The organism is Sphingopyxis sp. BSN-002, assembly GCF_022024275.1.
Classification (GTDB): domain Bacteria; phylum Pseudomonadota; class Alphaproteobacteria; order Sphingomonadales; family Sphingomonadaceae; genus Sphingopyxis.
Genome location: NZ_CP091804.1, coordinates 1,967,047 through 1,984,724, shown reverse-complemented (window position 1 = coordinate 1,984,724; position 17,678 = coordinate 1,967,047). Strand labels below are relative to the sequence as shown.

Annotated in this window: 18 protein-coding genes and 2 tRNA genes; 7 read left to right on the top strand and 13 right to left on the bottom strand. The window is 67.0% G+C overall.

The window, feature by feature from the left end; all coding sequences use genetic code 11:
• Nucleotides 1-103: 103 nt before the first annotated feature.
• The 7 genes from L7H23_RS09755 to L7H23_RS09725 all read right to left on the bottom strand — a co-directional run bounded on the left by L7H23_RS09755 (nt 104) and on the right by L7H23_RS09725 (nt 6,569).
• Nucleotides 104-178: transfer RNA gene (locus L7H23_RS09755), tRNA-Glu, on the bottom strand.
• Nucleotides 179-241: 63 nt separating this feature from the next.
• Nucleotides 242-317: transfer RNA gene (locus L7H23_RS09750), tRNA-Glu, on the bottom strand.
• A gap of 66 nt (nt 318-383) precedes the next feature.
• Entirely contained in the window at nt 384-767 is a 384-nt protein-coding gene (locus L7H23_RS09745) for a VOC family protein (protein ID WP_237835693.1), read from the bottom strand.
• A 10-nt stretch (nt 768-777) separates the two neighbouring features.
• Nucleotides 778-2,544 (bottom strand): single-stranded-DNA-specific exonuclease RecJ, encoded by a 1,767-nt coding sequence (recJ, locus tag L7H23_RS09740; protein ID WP_237835692.1) that lies wholly within the window; start codon nt 2,542-2,544, stop codon nt 778-780.
• On the bottom strand, nt 2,541-4,058 hold the full coding sequence (locus L7H23_RS09735; protein ID WP_237835691.1) for a PH domain-containing protein: 1,518 nt from the start codon (nt 4,056-4,058) through the stop codon (nt 2,541-2,543). Before L7H23_RS09735 ends, recJ begins: the two co-directional genes overlap by 4 nt.
• On the bottom strand, nt 4,055-4,582 hold the full coding sequence (locus tag L7H23_RS09730; RefSeq protein WP_237835690.1) for a PH domain-containing protein: 528 nt from the start codon (nt 4,580-4,582) through the stop codon (nt 4,055-4,057). Before L7H23_RS09730 ends, L7H23_RS09735 begins: the two co-directional genes overlap by 4 nt.
• A gap of 25 nt (nt 4,583-4,607) precedes the next feature.
• Nucleotides 4,608-6,569: an alkyl sulfatase dimerization domain-containing protein gene (locus L7H23_RS09725; protein WP_237835689.1), complete on the bottom strand. Its 1,962-nt coding sequence runs from the start codon at nt 6,567-6,569 to the stop codon at nt 4,608-4,610.
• Nucleotides 6,570-6,634: 65 nt separating this feature from the next.
• On the opposite strand from L7H23_RS09725, the gene L7H23_RS09720 reads away from it, so the two are divergent.
• On the top strand, nt 6,635-7,120 hold the full coding sequence (locus tag L7H23_RS09720; protein WP_237835688.1) for an NAD(P)H-dependent oxidoreductase: 486 nt from the start codon (nt 6,635-6,637) through the stop codon (nt 7,118-7,120).
• A gap of 187 nt (nt 7,121-7,307) precedes the next feature.
• Nucleotides 7,308-8,198 carry an OmpA family protein gene (locus L7H23_RS09715; protein ID WP_237835687.1) on the top strand — a complete coding sequence of 297 codons (891 nt, stop codon included), beginning with the start codon at nt 7,308-7,310 and terminating at the stop codon, nt 8,196-8,198.
• 42 nt (nt 8,199-8,240) lie between these two features.
• Here the strand turns inward: L7H23_RS09715 and L7H23_RS09710 are convergent, their stop codons facing one another.
• The 3 genes from L7H23_RS09710 to glpX form a co-directional block, all read right to left on the bottom strand.
• Nucleotides 8,241-8,702, bottom strand: coding sequence for a Slp family lipoprotein (locus L7H23_RS09710; RefSeq protein ID WP_237835686.1), 462 nt, complete (start codon nt 8,700-8,702; stop codon nt 8,241-8,243).
• 132 nt (nt 8,703-8,834) lie between these two features.
• Nucleotides 8,835-9,956 (bottom strand): TIR domain-containing protein, encoded by a 1,122-nt coding sequence (locus L7H23_RS09705; protein WP_237835685.1) that lies wholly within the window; start codon nt 9,954-9,956, stop codon nt 8,835-8,837.
• A 48-nt stretch (nt 9,957-10,004) separates the two neighbouring features.
• A complete protein-coding gene (gene glpX, locus L7H23_RS09700) occupies nt 10,005-10,979 on the bottom strand; it encodes a class II fructose-bisphosphatase (RefSeq protein ID WP_237835684.1) in 975 nt (324 codons plus the stop codon).
• A gap of 123 nt (nt 10,980-11,102) precedes the next feature.
• Between glpX and L7H23_RS09695 the strand changes: the two genes are divergently transcribed.
• A complete protein-coding gene (locus tag L7H23_RS09695) occupies nt 11,103-11,513 on the top strand; it encodes a hypothetical protein (RefSeq protein ID WP_237835683.1) in 411 nt (136 codons plus the stop codon).
• Here L7H23_RS09695 and L7H23_RS09690 read toward each other — a convergent pair.
• The 3 genes from L7H23_RS09690 to L7H23_RS09680 form a co-directional block, all read right to left on the bottom strand.
• The gene (locus L7H23_RS09690; protein ID WP_237835682.1) at nt 11,510-12,346 is read right to left on the bottom strand and encodes a hypothetical protein; all 837 of its coding nucleotides are present in this window, start codon (nt 12,344-12,346) and stop codon (nt 11,510-11,512) included. The genes L7H23_RS09695 and L7H23_RS09690 overlap by 4 nt on opposite strands.
• 63 nt (nt 12,347-12,409) lie before the next feature.
• Nucleotides 12,410-13,729, bottom strand: coding sequence for a homoserine dehydrogenase (locus L7H23_RS09685; RefSeq protein ID WP_237835681.1), 1,320 nt, complete (start codon nt 13,727-13,729; stop codon nt 12,410-12,412).
• A gap of 101 nt (nt 13,730-13,830) precedes the next feature.
• Nucleotides 13,831-14,715, bottom strand: a complete 885-nt coding sequence (locus L7H23_RS09680) for a hypothetical protein (RefSeq protein WP_237835680.1) — start codon at nt 14,713-14,715, stop codon at nt 13,831-13,833.
• A gap of 269 nt (nt 14,716-14,984) precedes the next feature.
• Between L7H23_RS09680 and L7H23_RS09675 the strand changes: the two genes are divergently transcribed.
• The 4 genes from L7H23_RS09675 (at nt 14,985) to L7H23_RS09660 (ending at nt 17,614) form a co-directional block, all read left to right on the top strand.
• Nucleotides 14,985-15,641, top strand: coding sequence for an energy transducer TonB (locus L7H23_RS09675; protein ID WP_237835679.1), 657 nt, complete (start codon nt 14,985-14,987; stop codon nt 15,639-15,641).
• A gap of 67 nt (nt 15,642-15,708) precedes the next feature.
• On the top strand, nt 15,709-16,527 hold the full coding sequence (locus L7H23_RS09670) for a MotA/TolQ/ExbB proton channel family protein (protein ID WP_237835678.1): 819 nt from the start codon (nt 15,709-15,711) through the stop codon (nt 16,525-16,527).
• 107 nt (nt 16,528-16,634) lie between these two features.
• Nucleotides 16,635-17,153, top strand: a complete 519-nt coding sequence (locus L7H23_RS09665; protein WP_237835677.1) for a biopolymer transporter ExbD — start codon at nt 16,635-16,637, stop codon at nt 17,151-17,153.
• A gap of 35 nt (nt 17,154-17,188) precedes the next feature.
• The gene (locus L7H23_RS09660; RefSeq protein WP_237835676.1) at nt 17,189-17,614 is read left to right on the top strand and encodes a biopolymer transporter ExbD; all 426 of its coding nucleotides are present in this window, start codon (nt 17,189-17,191) and stop codon (nt 17,612-17,614) included.
• Nucleotides 17,615-17,678 lie beyond the last annotated feature (64 nt).

The following is a 17,678-nucleotide window of genomic DNA, read 5'->3' as shown; positions in this document are numbered from 1 at the left end:
GGGCGTGCGACCATAGCCGCCATACTCAAGCTGCCGGCCCCGAAAGCGCGAATCGAAGATGACGCCCCCGACGGGTGCCGTTTTCGGCCTTCCATGTTCCTGATGGTGACCCCTACGGGAATCGAACCCGTGTTTCAGCCGTGAGAGGGCCGCGTCCTGACCGCTAGACGAAGGGGCCTTGGGGTCGGTGCTGCCCGGAAGCGTGCGGGCCGACCGCCCGCCCAAATCGCTCCCTGACCGATGGTGACCCCTACGGGACTCGAACCCGTGTTTTCGCCGTGAAAGGGCGACGTCCTAGACCGCTAGACGAAGGGGCCGTCTGATCGGTGAAGCGGCGCATTAGACGCGCATATCGGTGCGGTCAAGGCCTGTCCCGACTCTTTTCAATCGGGGCGGAAATGGCAAACCGCCTGCAGCTTGTTGCCTTCGGGATCGCGGACATAGGCGCCGTAATAATCGGGATGATAATGCGGACGCAGGCCGGGGGCTCCTTCGTCGCTGCCGCCATGGGCAAGCGCCGCGGCATGAAACGCATCGACCGCTCTCCGGTCGGCGGCGACAAAGGCGATGTGCGTCCCGTTCCCGGCCGTTGCGGGCAAGCCGTCAAAGGCGGGACCGATGAACAGTTTTGCGCCGGTGGGCGCGCCATAGCCCTTGCCGCGGTCGTACCGGATCAGCTCGGTGTGGCCCAGCACCGCCATGATCGCATCGTAAAAAGGCTCGGCGCGCGCGAAATCGTCGATACCGATCGTGACATGGCTGAACATCGCCTTCTCCTCAATCGGCCCAGGCCGCATCTTCGAGGTGCAACTCGGCCGCGGGACGGCTGCCCCAATCGTCGCGTTTCGCGCGCCCCGCGAGCCACAGCTTGCGCCCGCGCGCGTTCAGCAGCGTTTGCCCCAGCTCGGTCTCGGCGGCGCGGAACGCGATCGCCTTGAAGCGCGCCCCATCGTCGCCCGACACGATCAGCCGCAAATGGTCGGTGCCGACGATCCCCGACTCGACGATTCGCACCGGCCCCGTCGCGACACGCGGCGCGGGCCAGCCGGCGCCATAGGGTCCGGCGCTTTCGATCGCGTCGCACCACAAAGGCGAAATGCCGCGCGGCGCGAGTACGGCATCGATCAGCAGCGACTTGTCGCCGCTCGCACGCTCGACATCGGCGGCGAGCCGGTCGTTGAGGAAGGCGCCGAGCGCGTCGACCTTGTCCCGCTCGACCGTCAGACCCGCCGCCATCGCATGGCCGCCGCCCGCGATCAGCAGTCCGGTTTCCTTCGCGGCGAGGATCGCGGCGCCCAGATCGACGCCGCTGATCGAGCGGCCCGATCCCTTGCCGATCCCGTCTTCGTCGACCGCGATCACGATCGCCGGGCGGTGGAGCTTCTCTTTCAGCCGCCCCGCGACGATCCCGATCACGCCCGGGTGCCAGCCCTCGCCAGCGACGATCGCGACCGGCGCATTGCCGCACGCCGCGCTCGCGGCAATCGCTTCGTCGAGCACCCCCGCCTCGATCGCGCGCCGCTCTTCGTTCAGCCTGTTGAGCTCGACCGCGATGTCGGCGGCCTCCTGCGGATCGTTCGTCGTCAGCAGTCGCACGCCAAGGTCGGACTTGCCGACGCGCCCGCCGGCGTTGATCCGCGGCCCCAGCGCAAAGCCCATGTCGCTCGCGGTCGGCGCCCTGGTCAGCCGCGCCGCGTCCATCAGCGCCGCCATGCCGATATTGCCGCGCTTCGCCATGACCTTGAGGCCCTGCGTCACCAGCGCACGGTTGAAGCCTGTCAGCCGCGCGACGTCGGCGACGGTGCCCAATGCGACGAGGTCGAGCAGCTCGATCAGCGCCGGCTCGGGCCGGCTGTCGAACCATCCGCGCGCGCGCAGCGTGCGGAGCAGCGCCGCGCCGAGCAGGAAGGCAACTCCGACCGCGGCCAGATTGCCGTGGATCGCGGCGTCCGCCTCCTCGTCGAGCCGGTTCGGGTTCACCAGCGCCAGCGCCGCGGGAAGCGTGGTCGCGCACTGGTGATGGTCGACGACGATCACCTCGACCCCCGCGGCATTGGCCTCTGCGATCGCGTCGAACGCCTGCGCGCCGCAATCGACCGTGACGACCAGCTTCGATCCTGCTTCGCCGATCTTCACCAGCGCCGCGCCCGAGGGGCCATAGCCCTCCATCAGCCGGTCGGGGATGTACGCGCCGACGGGCACATCGAGCGCGCGGAGCAGGCGGACGAGCAAGGCCGCCGAGGTTGCCCCGTCGACGTCGTAATCGCCGAAGATCGTCACCGCCTCGCGCTTCTCGACCGCATCGGCGAGCCGCGCGGCGGCAGCGTCCATGTCGCGGAACAGCGAGGGGTCGGGCATGAAGCCGCGCAGCGTCGGTGCGCGGTGGCGCTCCAGATCGTCGCGCACCACCCCGCGCGCGAGCAGCAATTGCGTCACCAGATCGTCGGGCGCCAGATTCTCGGCGCTCGTCCGCCGCCAGTGCCACGGCTGGCCGAGGATCGAGCGCGTGATGCCGAGCGCGGCGCCTGACGACTCCGGGGTCATGCGGGCAGCGCCTTGGCAAGGATGCGCAGGCGCAGGTCCTTCGCGACGTCGAGCGGGATTGCCGGGATTTCGTGGCTGGCGAGGCTGCTTCCGCCGGGAACGCCGAAGACGAGCGTTGCGAGACCCAACGGACGCTGGATGAAATCGGTCTTCAGGTCGACGCTCTGTACCGACGCGTGCGGCAACAGTGTCGTCTTGGGCTTCCAGAAGCCGCGACGGATCGCGACCATGTCGCCAAGGTCGGTCCAGTGGTGGAAACGCGCACTCACCGTCGTGACCAACGCGATCAGCAGCGCCGATCCGACCGCGAGCCAGCCGATCGGCTGGCCGAAGAATATGGCAAGGCTTCCGCCAAGCGCCGCGCACGTCGCGCCGATATAGCCGCCGACCGCGACGATCCGATGGCTGTGCTGCCAGCGCTCGCTTGCGCCGGGACGGCGGATCGCGACCTCGTCCAGCACCGGGTCGATCTCTTCCAGCTTGCCGAAGGGAACGACCTGATGGTCCTTCTCCTTCTCGCCGTCGCTCGCCAGGCTCTGCAGCCGCAGTTCGTGCCAGCCGAAGCGTTTGCGGAACCAGCCGGTGACGAGGATTGCGGCCTGCACGCGCTTCACCGGCACCGCGACGTCGGTGCGCGTCGTCAGCCCGCGGGTGCGGCGCAGCGCGCGCGGTTCGCGCGTCAGCCGGAATCCCCAGTTCGCGAAGACCATCGTCGCGATCCCGCTTGCAAAGCCGATGAACAGCAGCGAGACCGCGGCGCCGATCCCCGCGATCCAGCGATGCGCGAGCAGCCAGGTGTCGAGCCCGTAGCCCTCGGCGATGTCGATCCAGTCCATCGGGTTGAAGACGTTGAAGTCGAACGGCAGTAGATTGTCGAAGAACTGCATCGCGCCGCCGACGATCGCGAGCGCGGCGAGCGAGAAGTTGAAGAGGCCCGCGACCAGCAGCCGGCGCGGGCCCATCGCGAAGAGCAGCCGGTCCTCGGTGGACGCTGCCCCGGTTTCCTCGCCGGCCTCGGGCGCATCGGCGGCGACCGGCGTCGCGGCGACCGGCGCGCTGCGATGCGCGCGGATCGTCGTGCGCAGCGCCTGCGCCGCCTCAAGACCGATCGCGTCGAGGCTCGCGTCATTCTCCTTGCCGCCCGCGCCGGTCTCGAATCCGACCTTGGCGATTCCGAGCGCGCGCGCGACGATCCCCTGCTCGATGCTGACGTCCTGGATGCGGTCGAACGGGATGGTGCGGTGCTGGCGCGACAGCACCCCGCTTTCGATCACCACCGCGTCGGCGCCGACCGCAAAGCGGAAACGCAGCCAGCCGAGCCACGCAAAGGCGAGCGAGATGCCGATAAATGCCAGCAGCGCGGGCACGACGAGCCACCAGCGCCCGGTAAAGCCCAGCGCCGCGACCGCAGGAAGGAACTGGAGCGAGCGCGGCCCGAGCCGGACGATCGACAGCGCGAGCGTCGCGGGATGCAGCCGCTGCCACTCGGCTTCAGGCACGGCCTCGTCGCTCATGCGAAGTCGGTCTGGATATGCCGGCGGATCGTCTCGCGCATCGCGGCGGCAAGGTCGCTGTGCAGGCCGGGCAGCGTCACCGTGCTGTTGTGCGTGCCCGAGGTGTGGACGACCAGATGCGACAGCCCGAACATCCGCTCGACCGGTCCTTGTCCGACGTCGATATGCTGGACGCGCACGAAGGGGACGATCGTGTCGGTGCGGAACAGCCAGCCGCGCGCGACGCGGAGCTGTCCCTCGCCGATTCTGTACCCCCAGCGCGCGACGCGGCGGGCGGGCAGGGTGACGACGCCAAGGATCGCGAACAGCCATGCTGCGGTCGTCAGCAGCCCGTACGGGCCCCCGATCTGCGGCATCACCAGCCAGTCGGCGACGCTCGCGCCGATCGCGAGCGGAATCAGGTTGAGCGCGGTCGTGATCCGCACGACATGGGCATAGGCGGGGTCGACGGGATCGAGCCCCTCGACAGCGTTGAGCGCATCGTGCGCGAAGGGGTCGGTGGGCGCGGCTTGCGTGTCGGTCATGATCCTCCGTTAGTCGTTCCTGCCGTTACGGCACAACCACATTGAAGCGCGGGTCCTGCGGTGGGTGCAGCGCGAACCAGCTCAGGAACGCCATCCGGTCGCCGTCGATCCTGATCGCGCCCGACTGCATCAGCGCCGGAAACTGCGCCTGCCCCAGCATCACATCGTCGAGCGTCTTGCGGTCGATGGTGATCGTCGCAGTCGGCGCCGTGTCGGTTACGCCATAGCGCGGGAACTCGACCCCGCCGCGGACGACGATCGACACCGCCTCCTTGCTGTCGGGCAGCACGAACTGGAAGGTGCTTGTGAGGCCCGCGCCTTTCGCCGCATCGAAGCGCGTCGCCAGCGCGTCGAAGAAGACCGCGGTCGGAATCGCGCTCACGAAACTGCGGCTCTGCCCGTTGCCCGAGGTGCTTTCGACCGCCTTGCCGCGCAGGCTCGCCGCGGCGGCGAGATAATAGTTCCGCCACGCGCCGGACTCCGCCTGATACCCCATTTGGTCGTAAGCCGACGCCAGCGCCGCGCGCGCCGCTTCGTTGCCCGGCTCGGCAAAGACCAGCTTGTTGAGCAGCTCGGCCGCCCAGCGATAGTCGCCCGCCCTGATCGCCTCCCTGCCCGCCGCGAGCAATTTGTCCGCCCCGCCCGCCAGCGCGACATATTTGACCGCCGATTGCTCGGGCGGCAGCGGGTTGAAATTCGCCGGATTGCCGTCCCACCAGCCGAAATAGCGCTGATACACCGCCTTCATGTCGTGGTTGAGCGTGCCATAATAGCCGCGCGTCCCGAAATCCTTGCCCTGCACCGGCGCTTCGGCGGTCTGGTCGGCCAGCTCGTGCAAGGTCGCGCCCTTGTTGGCGAGGAACAGCGTCCGGTCATGCACATAGCGGTACGCGTCGCGCTGGTTCGTCAGCAGCTCGCTCACCTCGCCCGTCCCCCACGTCGGCCAGTGGTGCGACGCCATCGCGACCTCGGCCTTGCCGCCCCATTTCAGCAGCATCGCGTCGATCACCTTCGACCAGTGCAGCGCATCGCGCACCTGCGCCCCGCGCAGCGTCAGCACATTGTGCAGCGTGTGCGTCACGACCTCGGTGGTATGTAAGGCCTTATAGGCGGGGATATAGAAGACGAACTCCGACGGCGCCTCGGTGCTCCCGGCGTCGAGGAAGTCGAACGCCAGCCCGTCGATCGTCAGCGTCCCGCCCTTTTCTGACAGTGTCTCGGTCGGCTCCATATAGCCGATCGTCCCCGACGACAGCTTCGGCCCCAGCCCGGTATCGACCTGTCCCCGCTCGCCCGGCGGCAGGATCGACCCGAACATATAGAGCGCGCGCCGCCCCATCGCGGTGCCCGCGAGGACATTCTCCGACGTCGCTTCCTCGGAGAAGCCGTGCGGCGCGATGATCCGGACCTTGCCCGCCTTGACTTGTTCGGGTGTCACGATCCCGCCGACCCCGCCGAAATGGTCGCTGTGGCTGTGGCTGAAGATCACCGCCCTGATCGGCAGCAGCTTGTCCTTCGCCTCGACGGTATCGACGAACAGCTTCCACCCCGCGGCCGCCGTTTCCTCGGAGAGCAGAGGGTCGACGACGATCCAGCCGCTCTTGCCGCGGATGATCGTCATCACCGAGATGTCATAGCCGCGGACCTGCCAGATCTTGCCCGGCACGACCTCGAACAATCCGTGGACCGCGTCGAGCCGCGCCTGCCGCCACAGCGACGGGTTCACCGTCGCGGGCGCCTCTTTCGCGTCCAGAAACGCATAGGGCCGTCGGTCCCACACCGTCTTGCCATTCTTGTCCGTGATGACGCCGCCCGGAATCTCGGCGAGCTTGCCGCGCAGCACATTGGCCTCGTCGCGCGGGTCGTCCAGCGGCAGGCGTTTTGCGAGTTCGGCCTGTGCGGCGCGTGTCGCATCGCTCGCATCGTCCTGGGCGATGGCGGTCAGCGGCAGGCAGCTGGCAAGCAGCACGGCGGTCAGTCGGCGCATGATGATCTCCCCCTGTATTTCGGGGCAGCTTGCGCCGTGCGGCCATGCTTGGCAAGCATCGGCGCATGACCGACGCGCCGCACCTCCTGATCGTCTGGCACAGCCGCACCGGCGGCAGCGAGGCGCTCGCGCGCGCTGCCGCCGGGGGTGCCGCTACGGCATGCCTGATCGCCGCGCCCGACGTCACGCCGGCCGATCTTCAGGCCGCCGCCGGCTATCTCTTCGTGGCGCCCGAAAATCTCGCCGCGCTGTCGGGCGCGATGAAGGAGATGTTCGACCGCTGCTACTACCCCTGCCTCGGGAAACTCGAGGGCCGCCCCTATGCGACGATCATCTGCGCGGGCTCGGACGGGGAGGGCGCGCAGCGCCAGCTCGACCGCATCGCGACCGGCTGGCGGCTGAAGCGCGTCGCCGATCCGGTCATTGTGAACACCGCCGCCCAAAGCCCAGAAGCGATCCTCGCGCCCAAGACGATCCCGGAAACTCGCCTTGCCGAAGCGCGCGATCTTGGCGCGGCGCTGGCAGAGGGATTGGCGTCGGGGATATTCTGACCGGCCGCCCGGGGGCCGGTCACGTCCCGCCGGTGAGCCAAAAATAACGGTTTTCCGCCATGGCTTTACCGATATGCCGTGCAATTCCGCCGACGACCCGCGCAACTTTCAACATTGCCGAGAGTATCCTTGTGCCAGAAAGGGCCACGTAATGCGGGCCCTCCTGATCCTGTTGGAGGAGTAGCGTATGGGTGCCGTTTCCAAAAAATCGAGACTATTGCTGATCGCCGCGATGTTCGCCGGCGCCGCGACGAGCGGCCTTGCCGCGCAGGAGCAGGGGCAGGAACAGGACGCGTCGGGCGGCGAAGTCATGACCACCGTTTATGGCCAGATTCCGTCGGCGTCGGAGATGACCAAGGGACCGAAGATCGAAGGCATTATCTCGGCCCGCACCGAAAGCCGGATGCAGGTCACGACGGCCGACGGCAGCAATCAGATCATCGCGCTGATCCCCGAAACGCGCGTCAAGGGCGCTGGCGGTTTCCTGGGTCTGGGCAGCAGCAAGCTGGCTGCGGATTCGCTGCTGAACGGCTTGCCCGTCACCGTCGAGACGCTGCAGTGGAGTGGCGGCCTCGCAGCCGGGCAAGTCGCGCTCAAGACCAAGGATCTGCGCACCGCGAACATGATCCGCACCGGAACCGACCAGCGCTTCGCCGAGCAGACGGCGGCGACCGAGGCGCTGCGCGGCCGCGTCGGCGACATCGACCAATATAATGTCAAGGCGACGACCAACGTCAATTTCGACACCGGCAAGGCGGTGCTCTCCGAACAGGCGAAGGCGGACCTGTGCGCCGCGGCGAGCCAGGCGAGCAGCACCGACAACGCCCTGTTGCTCGTCGTGGGCTATACCGATTCGACCGGTAGCCAGGAGTTCAACCAGGAACTCAGCGAAAAGCGTGCGACCCGCGTGGTCAATTATCTGCAGCAGTCGTGCGGATGGAAGCCCTATCGCATGCTGACCCCGACCGGGATGGCCGAAGCCGACCCCGCCGCGGACAACAGCACGCCCGAGGGCAAGGCGCAGAATCGCCGCGTTGCGGTGAACATTCTGGTCAGCAAGGCCGTCGACGGCCTGTAAGAACGCACGGGGCGGGCTTGCCCGCCCCGGCTTCGCATACCGTTATCCGGCCGCCGGCGCGTCCGCGACCGGTTCCGGCGTCAGAAATCCCTGCCGGCACACCGGATCCACGTCGCCGGCAATACAATCGGACCACCGGTACAATTGCCCGATCTCGACGAGCGGACCTTCGCTTCCGCCGCCTCCCATGCCGATATGGCGCTTTCCCGAAATCGTACCGACGATTGTGACGTTGGTATTTTCATGGACGAGCAGGGGCGCATAGCCGCCCGCGGTGCAGGCTACAAAGGCCTGGTAGGTCGGGTCAGGAGCCCAGCGAGGCTCGGCATTGTCGCCGCTGCGGGCATAAAGGATCGTCAGGCAGGTGCCTTGCTCCGACGGGCTGATGCCATAGACAGCTCCGGCCCAGCGTATGCGCTGTCCGATCCGGTTCGCATCCATCGCCTCGTCGGGGCTCAGCGGCGCGACGTCTGCCGCTTTCAGCGCTTCAAGATCAGCCAGCATCCTGCCGGCTTCGGCGGCCCTGTCCTGCACGGGTCCGGACGCGAGGGCCGGTGACGGTCCCGCCAGCGCACAGAAAAGCAGAAAGCCCGCCTTTGCGCCCGGGGACGGAAACCGGCTGCCTTTCATGACAATCTATTCGGCTGCCGGCGCGCTTGCCCGGTTCTGCAGGATTTCGGTTCGCCGTTCGTCCAGCACGACGATGCGCTGGCGCATCACACGCGTCATGCACGCCTCGTCGGGGCAGGCATCGCGCACCGACAGCCGCCAGGCGCGCTGTTCCGTCGCCAGCAGTTCGCGCCGCTTCACCGCCACGTTGAACAGCTGGCGATAGGCGCGCGCCATCTCGCGGTCGAGCGCCGCCAGTTCGTCGCTCGCACAGATCAGCTTTTCCGAATTGGTCCCGGCCTTGTCGCAGTTGAAGGTCGGCGGAATCTTCGCACGCGCGGTGGCGGGCCCCGCGGTATCGGCCGGTGCGGCCGTGTCCGGTCCGGCGTCGGGCAGCGGAGCCGCGGGCGAGGCGGCTTGCGTGTCCGGTCCGGCCGATGCGGGCGGCGCGGCAGCGCCGGTGCCCGGAGCGGCCGTCGCCGCGACGGGCGCATCGGTTGCGGCCGCGACCTCGGCCTTGGGGGTGTCGCCGCCGCGCATGAACAGCATCGCGGCGAGCACGGCTACTGCAAGGCCGAGGCCGACCATGATCAGCGTCCGGACCGATACGCTGGCCGGAGCAGCGGCGGGCGCCTCGGCCGCCTGCGACAGGATCGCGGCGTGCAGATCGTCGGCTGCGGCGGTTACCGAAGGCGAAGGGGCGGGTGCCGGCGCTGCCGGCGCTGCATCGGCGGGCGGCGTCAATCCCGCCAGCTGGTGCGCTTTCGCGGCGATCCGCGCGATCGAATCGTCGCGCTTTTCCAGCCAGTCGATCCACTGTGCGCTCGCCAGATGATAGGCGAGGTCGTCGGGAACGATCTCTTCCAGCCGCAAGGGTATAATGGCCTTATGCGCGCTATCGGCCAGGATCAGCTCGCGCTTCACATGCGGGCTCTTGTCCGAATGGCTGCAGAAAAGCAGCAGGACGCCCGCGCAGTCGCGGATCGCCTTCATGATCGCGGTATCGAAGGCCTCGCCCGGTCCGACGTCGCGCGGAGCGATCCAGCAATCGACACCGTGTCGCGCCAGCGCCTTTTCGACGTGGAGCGCGACCTCGTACTTGCTCGAATGATGGCTGACGAACAGCTTCGGACGCTTCGGCTCTTCCATTCCGCTTCCCCCTTTGCGGTCAAGACGATGGCACAGCTCGCGCTATATTCAAGCGCTCCGATGCTCGCCCTTGACCCAGCGCACGGTGCCTGACGACGCGCGCATCACGACGGTCTCGGTCGTCATCACGCCGTCGCGGCGGCGCTTGACCCCGCGCAGCAGCGACCCGTCGGTAACGCCCGTCGCGGCGAAGATCACGTCGCCCTTGGCAAGATCCTCGAGGTCATAGACGCGGTCGAGGTCCTCGATGCCCCATTTCTTCGCGCGCAGCCGCTCGTCGTCGTTGCGGAACAGCAGCCGGCCCTTGAACTGGCCGCCGACGCAGCGCAGCGCCGCCGCGGCAAGCACGCCTTCGGGCGCGCCGCCCGACCCCATATAGATGTCGACATTGGTTTCGGGATTGGTCGTCGCGATCACCCCGGCGACGTCGCCGTCGGGGATCAGCGCGACGCCGCAGCCGATCTCGCGCAGCTCGGCGATGATTGCCTCGTGGCGCGGACGGTCGAGCACGCAGACGATGATCTGTTCGGGCGGGCAGCCCTTTTCGCGCGACACCGCCTCGACATTCTCGCGGACGCTGTTGTTGAAATTGACGATGTCGGGCGAATAGCCGGGACCGACCGCGAGCTTGTCCATATAGACGTCGGGGGCGTGGAGCAGGCAGCCTTCCTCGGCGATCGCGAGCACCGCGAGCGCGTTGGGGCCGGCCTTGGCCGTGATCGTCGTGCCTTCCAGCGGGTCGACCGCGATGTCGATCTTCGGACCCTTGCCCGGCGCATTGCCGACCTTCTCGCCGATATAGAGCATCGGCGCCTCGTCGCGCTCGCCCTCGCCGATGACGATCGTGCCGTCCATATAGAGCGTGTTGAACGAATTGCGCATCGCCTCGACGGCGGCGGCGTCGGCGGCCTTTTCGTCGCCGCGTCCGATCAGCTTTGCGGCGGCGATCGCCGCAGCTTCGGTGACGCGGACCATTTCGAGCACGAGCACCCGGTCCAGATTGCTGCCGCTGCTATTCGTCATCGCCCTGACTCTCCGTCTTTACTTGTTCTGCCGCATGGGCATGGTGGGCGCCATATGGTCGCCCGCGCCGCTTGTCGAGAATGCTTCGCCCGATTCGGGGCCGCTTTTGCGGCTTTGTGCGTCATGGGGATGACGGTCGTTCCGGCGGGCGCGCAGATGATCGGGCCGCCGGCGTCCAAGCCGGCAAAGTCCGCCGCCGACACCGCAATCGACAATTCAAAGGAACTGACCGACCCGGTCAAGCGCTGCAAACCCGCTGCGGACGGGTCGATCACCGTATGCGGCAGCGATACCGAGCGCCACCGCCTGTCGCCCGAACTGCGCGCGATCGCACGCGAGGGACGCGAGGCGCCGCCGAAGCTGCCGCGCGCGGAGGCGAAGGCGATGAGCCTCGACAAGCTGCCCTATAACTGGATGTCGATCGGCGGCCGGATGAAGCGCGGTCCGGAATATAACGAGCTTTATGAAAAGGTTAAGCGCGAGACCGACCCCGAAACCGGGACTCCGGCCCCGCCCGAAGACGAAGAGCCCTAGGCGAAGATTTCGGCCGGCCCCGCGGCCGGTCGCGCCGAACGCAGGAAGCCCGCGGCGAACAATATCTGCCCCAGAAAATAGGCTGCGAACAGCAGCACCCAGCCGAAACTCATCGCGGTTTCAAGGACGGTACCCGGCGCCTGTGCATTGTTCCAGATTACTGCGCCGTGCAGCAGGACAAGGCCGCCGAAGGCTGCCGCGACGATCAGGCCATAGACGAAGTAGAAGGCGAAGAGCCGCCCCTGTGCCTCACGCGTCAGCCGCCATGATTCGGCCATCGCCGAAAAGGGCTCCAGCCGGTTCCCCGCGCCCATGATCGCGCCGGTCAGGCACAGCCGCGCGCCGATCCATGTGCCGAACAGCGAGAGCGCCAGCCGGTATGCGGCGCTGACCGCGCCGCCGCCCAGGCTGTTCCACTCGGCGATCCCGATCGTCGTCATGATCGGCAGCACGGCGAGGAGGCCGGTGCCGACATAGACGATGATATTGGCGACCAGAAAGCCCGCGCCGGCGACCATCCCGTACATGATCTCGGAGACATAGCCCTCGCGGATTTCGGCAAGCAGCGCGTTCCACGCCGCGAGCATCGCCCCCGCCGCGACCACCGCGACGATGCCGAGCAGATAGAGCGGCCCCGCGATCGAGCCGCTGACATAGGCGGCATACGGCGAGACGATCATCGACATGACCGTGCGCAGGTTGAAGATCGGCTCGCTCGACAGCAGCAGGAAGGGGAAGACGACCCCCATCACCACATAGGCGGCGAGCGCCCCCTTGTGCTCGCCCGCCAGCGCCCGCGCCTCGGCGAGCCCGCCCCTGATCTGGATGTCCATGCGATCCCCCGTTTCCCCTGTCCGCAGGGGTAACAGCGCGATTCGCGATTTCAAGCGCGGCTTTTAAAGCGCGAGGATCGGCATGTGCATCGGCGTGCCGACGACATGGTCCGAAGCGGCAAGAATGCCCAGCGCCGCCGCGACCGCGCGCGCCGGCCCCTCGTGCGTGACGATCGCGATCACCACGCCTTGTTCCTCGTCGGTGCCGCGCTGGATGAAGCTTTCGATCGACACGCCCGCATCGCGCATCGCGGTCGCGATCTCGGCGAGCACGCCGATCCGGTCCTCGACGATCAGGCGGACATAATGCTTGCCGACCCGCGCGCCGGCGTCGGCGGCCGGCGCGGCGTCGAGCGCGTCGACCGGCATCGCGAAGGCGGGGCCATATTCGTCGCGCGCGATATCGATGATGTCGGCGACGATCGCCGACGCCGTCGGTCCCGCGCCCGCGCCCGCGCCCTCGAAGAACAGGCGGCCGACGAAATTGCCCTCGGCGACGACGGCATTGAGCGCGCCCGGAACATAGGCGAGCGGATGGTCGGCCGGCACGAGGCACGGCTGGACATGCTGATAGAGTCCGCTTCCGTCGCGCTCGGCCATGCCGATCAGGCGGACGCGGTGGCCCAGCGCTTCGGCCTCGCGAATGTCGGCGGCGATCAGGTTCCGGATGCCGTTCGCGGTCACCGCATCGATGTCGAGCCGGGTCCCGAAGCACAGCGCGGCGAGAATCGACAGCTTGTGCGCCGCGTCGATCCCGTCGACGTCGAAGGTCGGATCGGCCTCGGCATAGCCCTCGGCCTGCGCCGCGGCGAGCGCGTCGGCGAAGCTCGCGCCGTTCCGCTCCATCTGCGTCAGGATATAATTGCAGGTGCCGTTGAGGATGCCATAGACGCGCGCGATCTGGTTCGCCGACGCGCCCTCGCGGATCGCCTTGATCACGGGAATGCCGCCCGCGACCGCCGCTTCATATTTGAGCGGCGTGTCGCGTTCCTCGGCGATCCGCGCGAGATCGAGCCCGTGATGCGCGATCATCGCCTTGTTCGCGGTGACCAGCGCCTTGCCCGCAGTCAGCGCCTGCCGCGCGAGCGTCAGCGCCATGCCGTCGGCGCCGCCGATCATCTCGACGACCACGTCGACGTCGCCCGCGGTCACCAGCGCGCCGAGATCGTCTTCCCAGCGATAGGGCGACAGGTCGACGCCGCGGTCCTTGTGCCGGTCGCGCGCCGACAGCGCGACGATCTCGACCGCGCGCCCCGCGCGGCGCGCGATCAGGTCGCGGTTCGCTTCGAGCAGCCTGACGACGCCGCCGCCCACGACGCCGATCCCGGCAAGCGCGACGCGCAGCGGCGGGCGGAGGGCGGCAGGGGCAGGCGCAGGCGACATCGGGGCACTCCGTCAAAATGCGGAGCCTCGCCCCGCCGATGCGAGCGCCCTATCGGCTTTTCGTCACGAAACAAGCCCGCAAGGCCGGTTTGCCGACCTATTCAGCCCCCCACCGGCGGCGTCCGCGTCCGCGTGCATTCGCCGAGCGCGCCGAGCACCACGGCATAGTCCGACGCCGCCTTCTTGCGATCCTCGGGTGCGGTGCCGCCGAGCTTGGCGAGCGGCAATGTCCGCGGCAGGCCGCAGGCGAGGCGATACCAGGCGAGCGTATCGCGCGCCGGCACCGCCGCCGATCCGTCGACGATCTCGCCGAAGGCGGCGGCCCAGCGCCGCGACCCGTCGGGCGCCGTCAGGATCGTGATCGACACCGGCTCGCCCGTTTTCGTATCGAGGAACAGCTGAGTCTCGCCTTCGCCCGGCAGCGTGCCGGGGACGTGGAAGCCGTTGGCGATCCCGGTAATCGCGGGCGGCGCCCCGGGTTTGACCAGCTCGGTCAGGATCGCGCGCAGCTTCGCGTCGGTCGCCGGGTCCCACGGCAATTGCGCATCGGGCGAGACCAGCCGGACGCTCGCGGTGTTGCTGCTTCCGGCCGTCGCACCCGCGACGGGGCGCGCAAAGATCAGGACGGGCTGCTTCTTCTTCAGTTTCGGCGGCTTGCCCTTCGCGTCGAGCGGCAGGTCGACCAGATAGTTGATTCGCGCCGCGAGCGGCCCGCCGCCGCGAATCAGCCCGACGACATCGGCTTCGACATAGAGTCGCGCCTGACCCGCCTTGAGCCCGGGTGCCTGTTCGGGCTTGAGCACGGCAGTCTTGTAGATTCTCCCGTGGATCGCCATCGGCGCGATCGTCGCCAGATCGGCAATATCGGCATAGCTATAGGGCGAAGCCGCTGTCACCGGTGTCGGTGCCTGCATTGCCGAAACGCTGGAAAAACCGCCACTTAGCGTGACTAGGCCGACGGCAAGAGCCGGCAGGATCGCGCGCATGATCGAACCACCTTCCATAGTTGAATGCGCCGGAAAGGCGCCAAAACCCCTTCATGGGGAAGCGGACATTAACCGCTGATAAAGGGTTTGCGAACTTGTCGCCACCGCGATAGGACGGGCGACGAAGCGTCCGGCAAGACCAAAATAATAGCCGGCTGCGACGCCGCCGGGTCTGCAGATCGCAACGGATAAAATCCGGGCAATGGGCAACCGAACCCGTCGGTGCGGAATTGGTGTCAGGATGATCTAGCAAGGAGCGTCGTCCCTGAATGGCTTATGGTGATAATGTCGACCCTAAAAACAGGGTAGTGGCAGTTGTCTTGGTGGGCTTGTTAACGGCAGTGCTGGGCTATGGCCTGGTCAACGGCCTGAACATCAGCATCGTCAAGAAACTGGCCGAAAAGTTGGATGTGGTGGACGTCGAAGAGCCGCCGCCGCCGGAGGAGCCGCCGCCGCCGCCGCCGCCGGACAACAAGCTGCCGCCGCCGCCGCCGGTGGTGACGCCGCCGTCGCCGATCCCGCCGCCGGTAACCACGAATACCGTGCAGTCGATCCCGGAGCCGCCGCGCTACGCGCCGCCCCCGACCTATACGCCGCCGGCGCCCCCCGCGCCGCCGTCGACCCCCGACCTCAGCGCTCCGGGCAAGCCGAGGGGCAACCCTGCTCGCTGGGCGACCAACGACGACTATCCGGCGCGGGCCATGCGCGAAGAGCGTGAAGGGACCACGGGCTTCCGTGTGACCTATGACGCTGGCGGCAAGGCAACCGGCTGCGATGTGACGTCGTCGAGCGGCCACCCCGATCTCGATGCCGAGACCTGCAAGCTGATCCTGCGCCGCGCGCGCTTCGATCCGGGCAAGGATCGCAACGGCAACCCGCAGGGCGGCTCTTACAGCAACCGTATCCGCTGGCAGATCCCGCGCTAAGGCGCCGGGGTCTCCACGGACCACACAAGTTTTTTGATCTTTCGTTTTCTGAGAGGGAATAACCGAAATGTTTAATCTGATTGCAAATGCCGCCGCTGCGGCGCCGGCAGCCGCCCACGACGTCGGCCTCAGCCTGATGCCCGCATCGATGTGCGTGAAGGAAGAAGGCCAGAACCCCTACGGCCTCGTCCCCGCACTCTGCGAAGGCGGTATCGTGTCGCAGGTCACCTTCCTCGTCCTGCTGATCATGTTCATCGGCACGCTCTACATCCTCTTCACCAAGCTGTTCGAACAGAACAAGGTGATGAGCCAGGGCAAAGCGGTCGACGCCAATTTCTGGCGCGCCCCGACGCTCGCCGACGGCATGTCGAAGCTCGAAAAGAACAGCGCCTATCGCCAGGTCGTCGAAGACGGTCTGCGCGCCAACGAAGAGCATAACAAGCTGACCGACCCCGTCGAAGCCCACGACTGGATGCACGGCACGCTCGAGCGTTCGCAGAACCACATCAACTCGAAGCTGAACTCGGGCCTCGCGTTCCTCGCGACGGTCGGTTCGACCGCTCCGTTCGTCGGTCTGTTCGGTACCGTTATCGGTATTCTTCGCGCTCTCGTGAAGATCGGTGCATCGGGCCAGGCCTCGATCGACACCGTCGCCGGTCCGGTCGGTGAAGCTCTGATCATGACCGCCATCGGTCTGATCGTGGCGGTTCCCGCGGTGCTCGCGTTCAACTGGCTCCAGAGCCGCAACAAGGCGATCGCCCGCCGTCTGTCGACCTTCTCGAACGACGTTCTCGGCTCGATCATGTCGGGTGGCCAGGTGAAGCCGGTTTCGGCCGCGCCCGCCAAGGCTGCCGCTCCGGCCGCCGCCGCTGCGCCGAAGAAGTAAAGGTCTGCGGCCCCCGCGCGAACATCGCGGGGGCTCGCTGGACGGGACGCGCGCTCCGTGCGCCGTCCCGGTCCATGACAGTAATTTTGTGACAGGATGCTAATCCTATGGCGATGAGTTCAGGCGCAAAGGGCGAAGATGCCCCGATGTCCGACATCAACACGACTCCGCTCGTGGACATCATGCTTGTGTTGCTCATCATCTTCCTCATCACGGTTCCCGTGGTGCTGAAGACGGTGACGCTCAAGCTGCCGGACGTGGTCTTCGAGCCGACGACGACAAAGCCCGAAAACGTGCTTCTGTCGGTCCGCTCGTCGGATACCGACGGCGACGGCGAGCCCAACCCCGAGAGCACGGGTTGCGAAGTCTATTGGGGCCAGACCCCGGTCGATTCGAAGCAGCTGCTCGAAAAGGGTCAGGACAAGCTGAAACAGCTTCTCGAAGATATCGGCGGTCCGCAGAATATCACCGAAGAGAACTTCCCCGAAGTGCACATCCGCGGCGACGTCAACACGCCGTACCAGTGCATCGGCGGTGTGATCTACACGATGCAATATGCCGGCTTCCAGAAGATCGGGTTCATTTCGGAACCGGCTGCTGGCTCGGGCACGCTGGGCCGCCTCTAAGGGGTCGGTCCACTTAGGAATGAAGGAATAATCCTATGGCTATGGCCGTTGGTGATCGGGACGACAATGAACCGATGATGGAAATGAACACGACGCCGCTTATCGACGTCATGCTCGTGCTCCTCATCATGTTCATCATCACCCTCCCGGTCCAGACTCACGCTGTGAAGATCGACCTGCCGATTCCGACCGACGCAAAGAACAACGTCGACCCGGAAAAGAACAAGGTGATGATCGACCCCGCGGGTACGATTACCTGGAACGGCACGCCGATCGATCTGGCGCAGCTCGCGCAATATCTGGAACAGACCAAGGCTCTGCCGGTCGAACCCGAATTGCAGGTGCAGCCCGATCCTTATGCCCGCTATATCGTCGTCGACCGCGTGATGGCCGTCATCAAGCGCAGCGGCGTGGGCAAGCTCGGCTTCGTCGGCAACGAACAATATGCACGCGTCTTCTGATCACTGATCGGATTTGCGTACAGGACAAGGGCTGCGGAGCGATCCGCGGCCCTTTCTCTTTAAG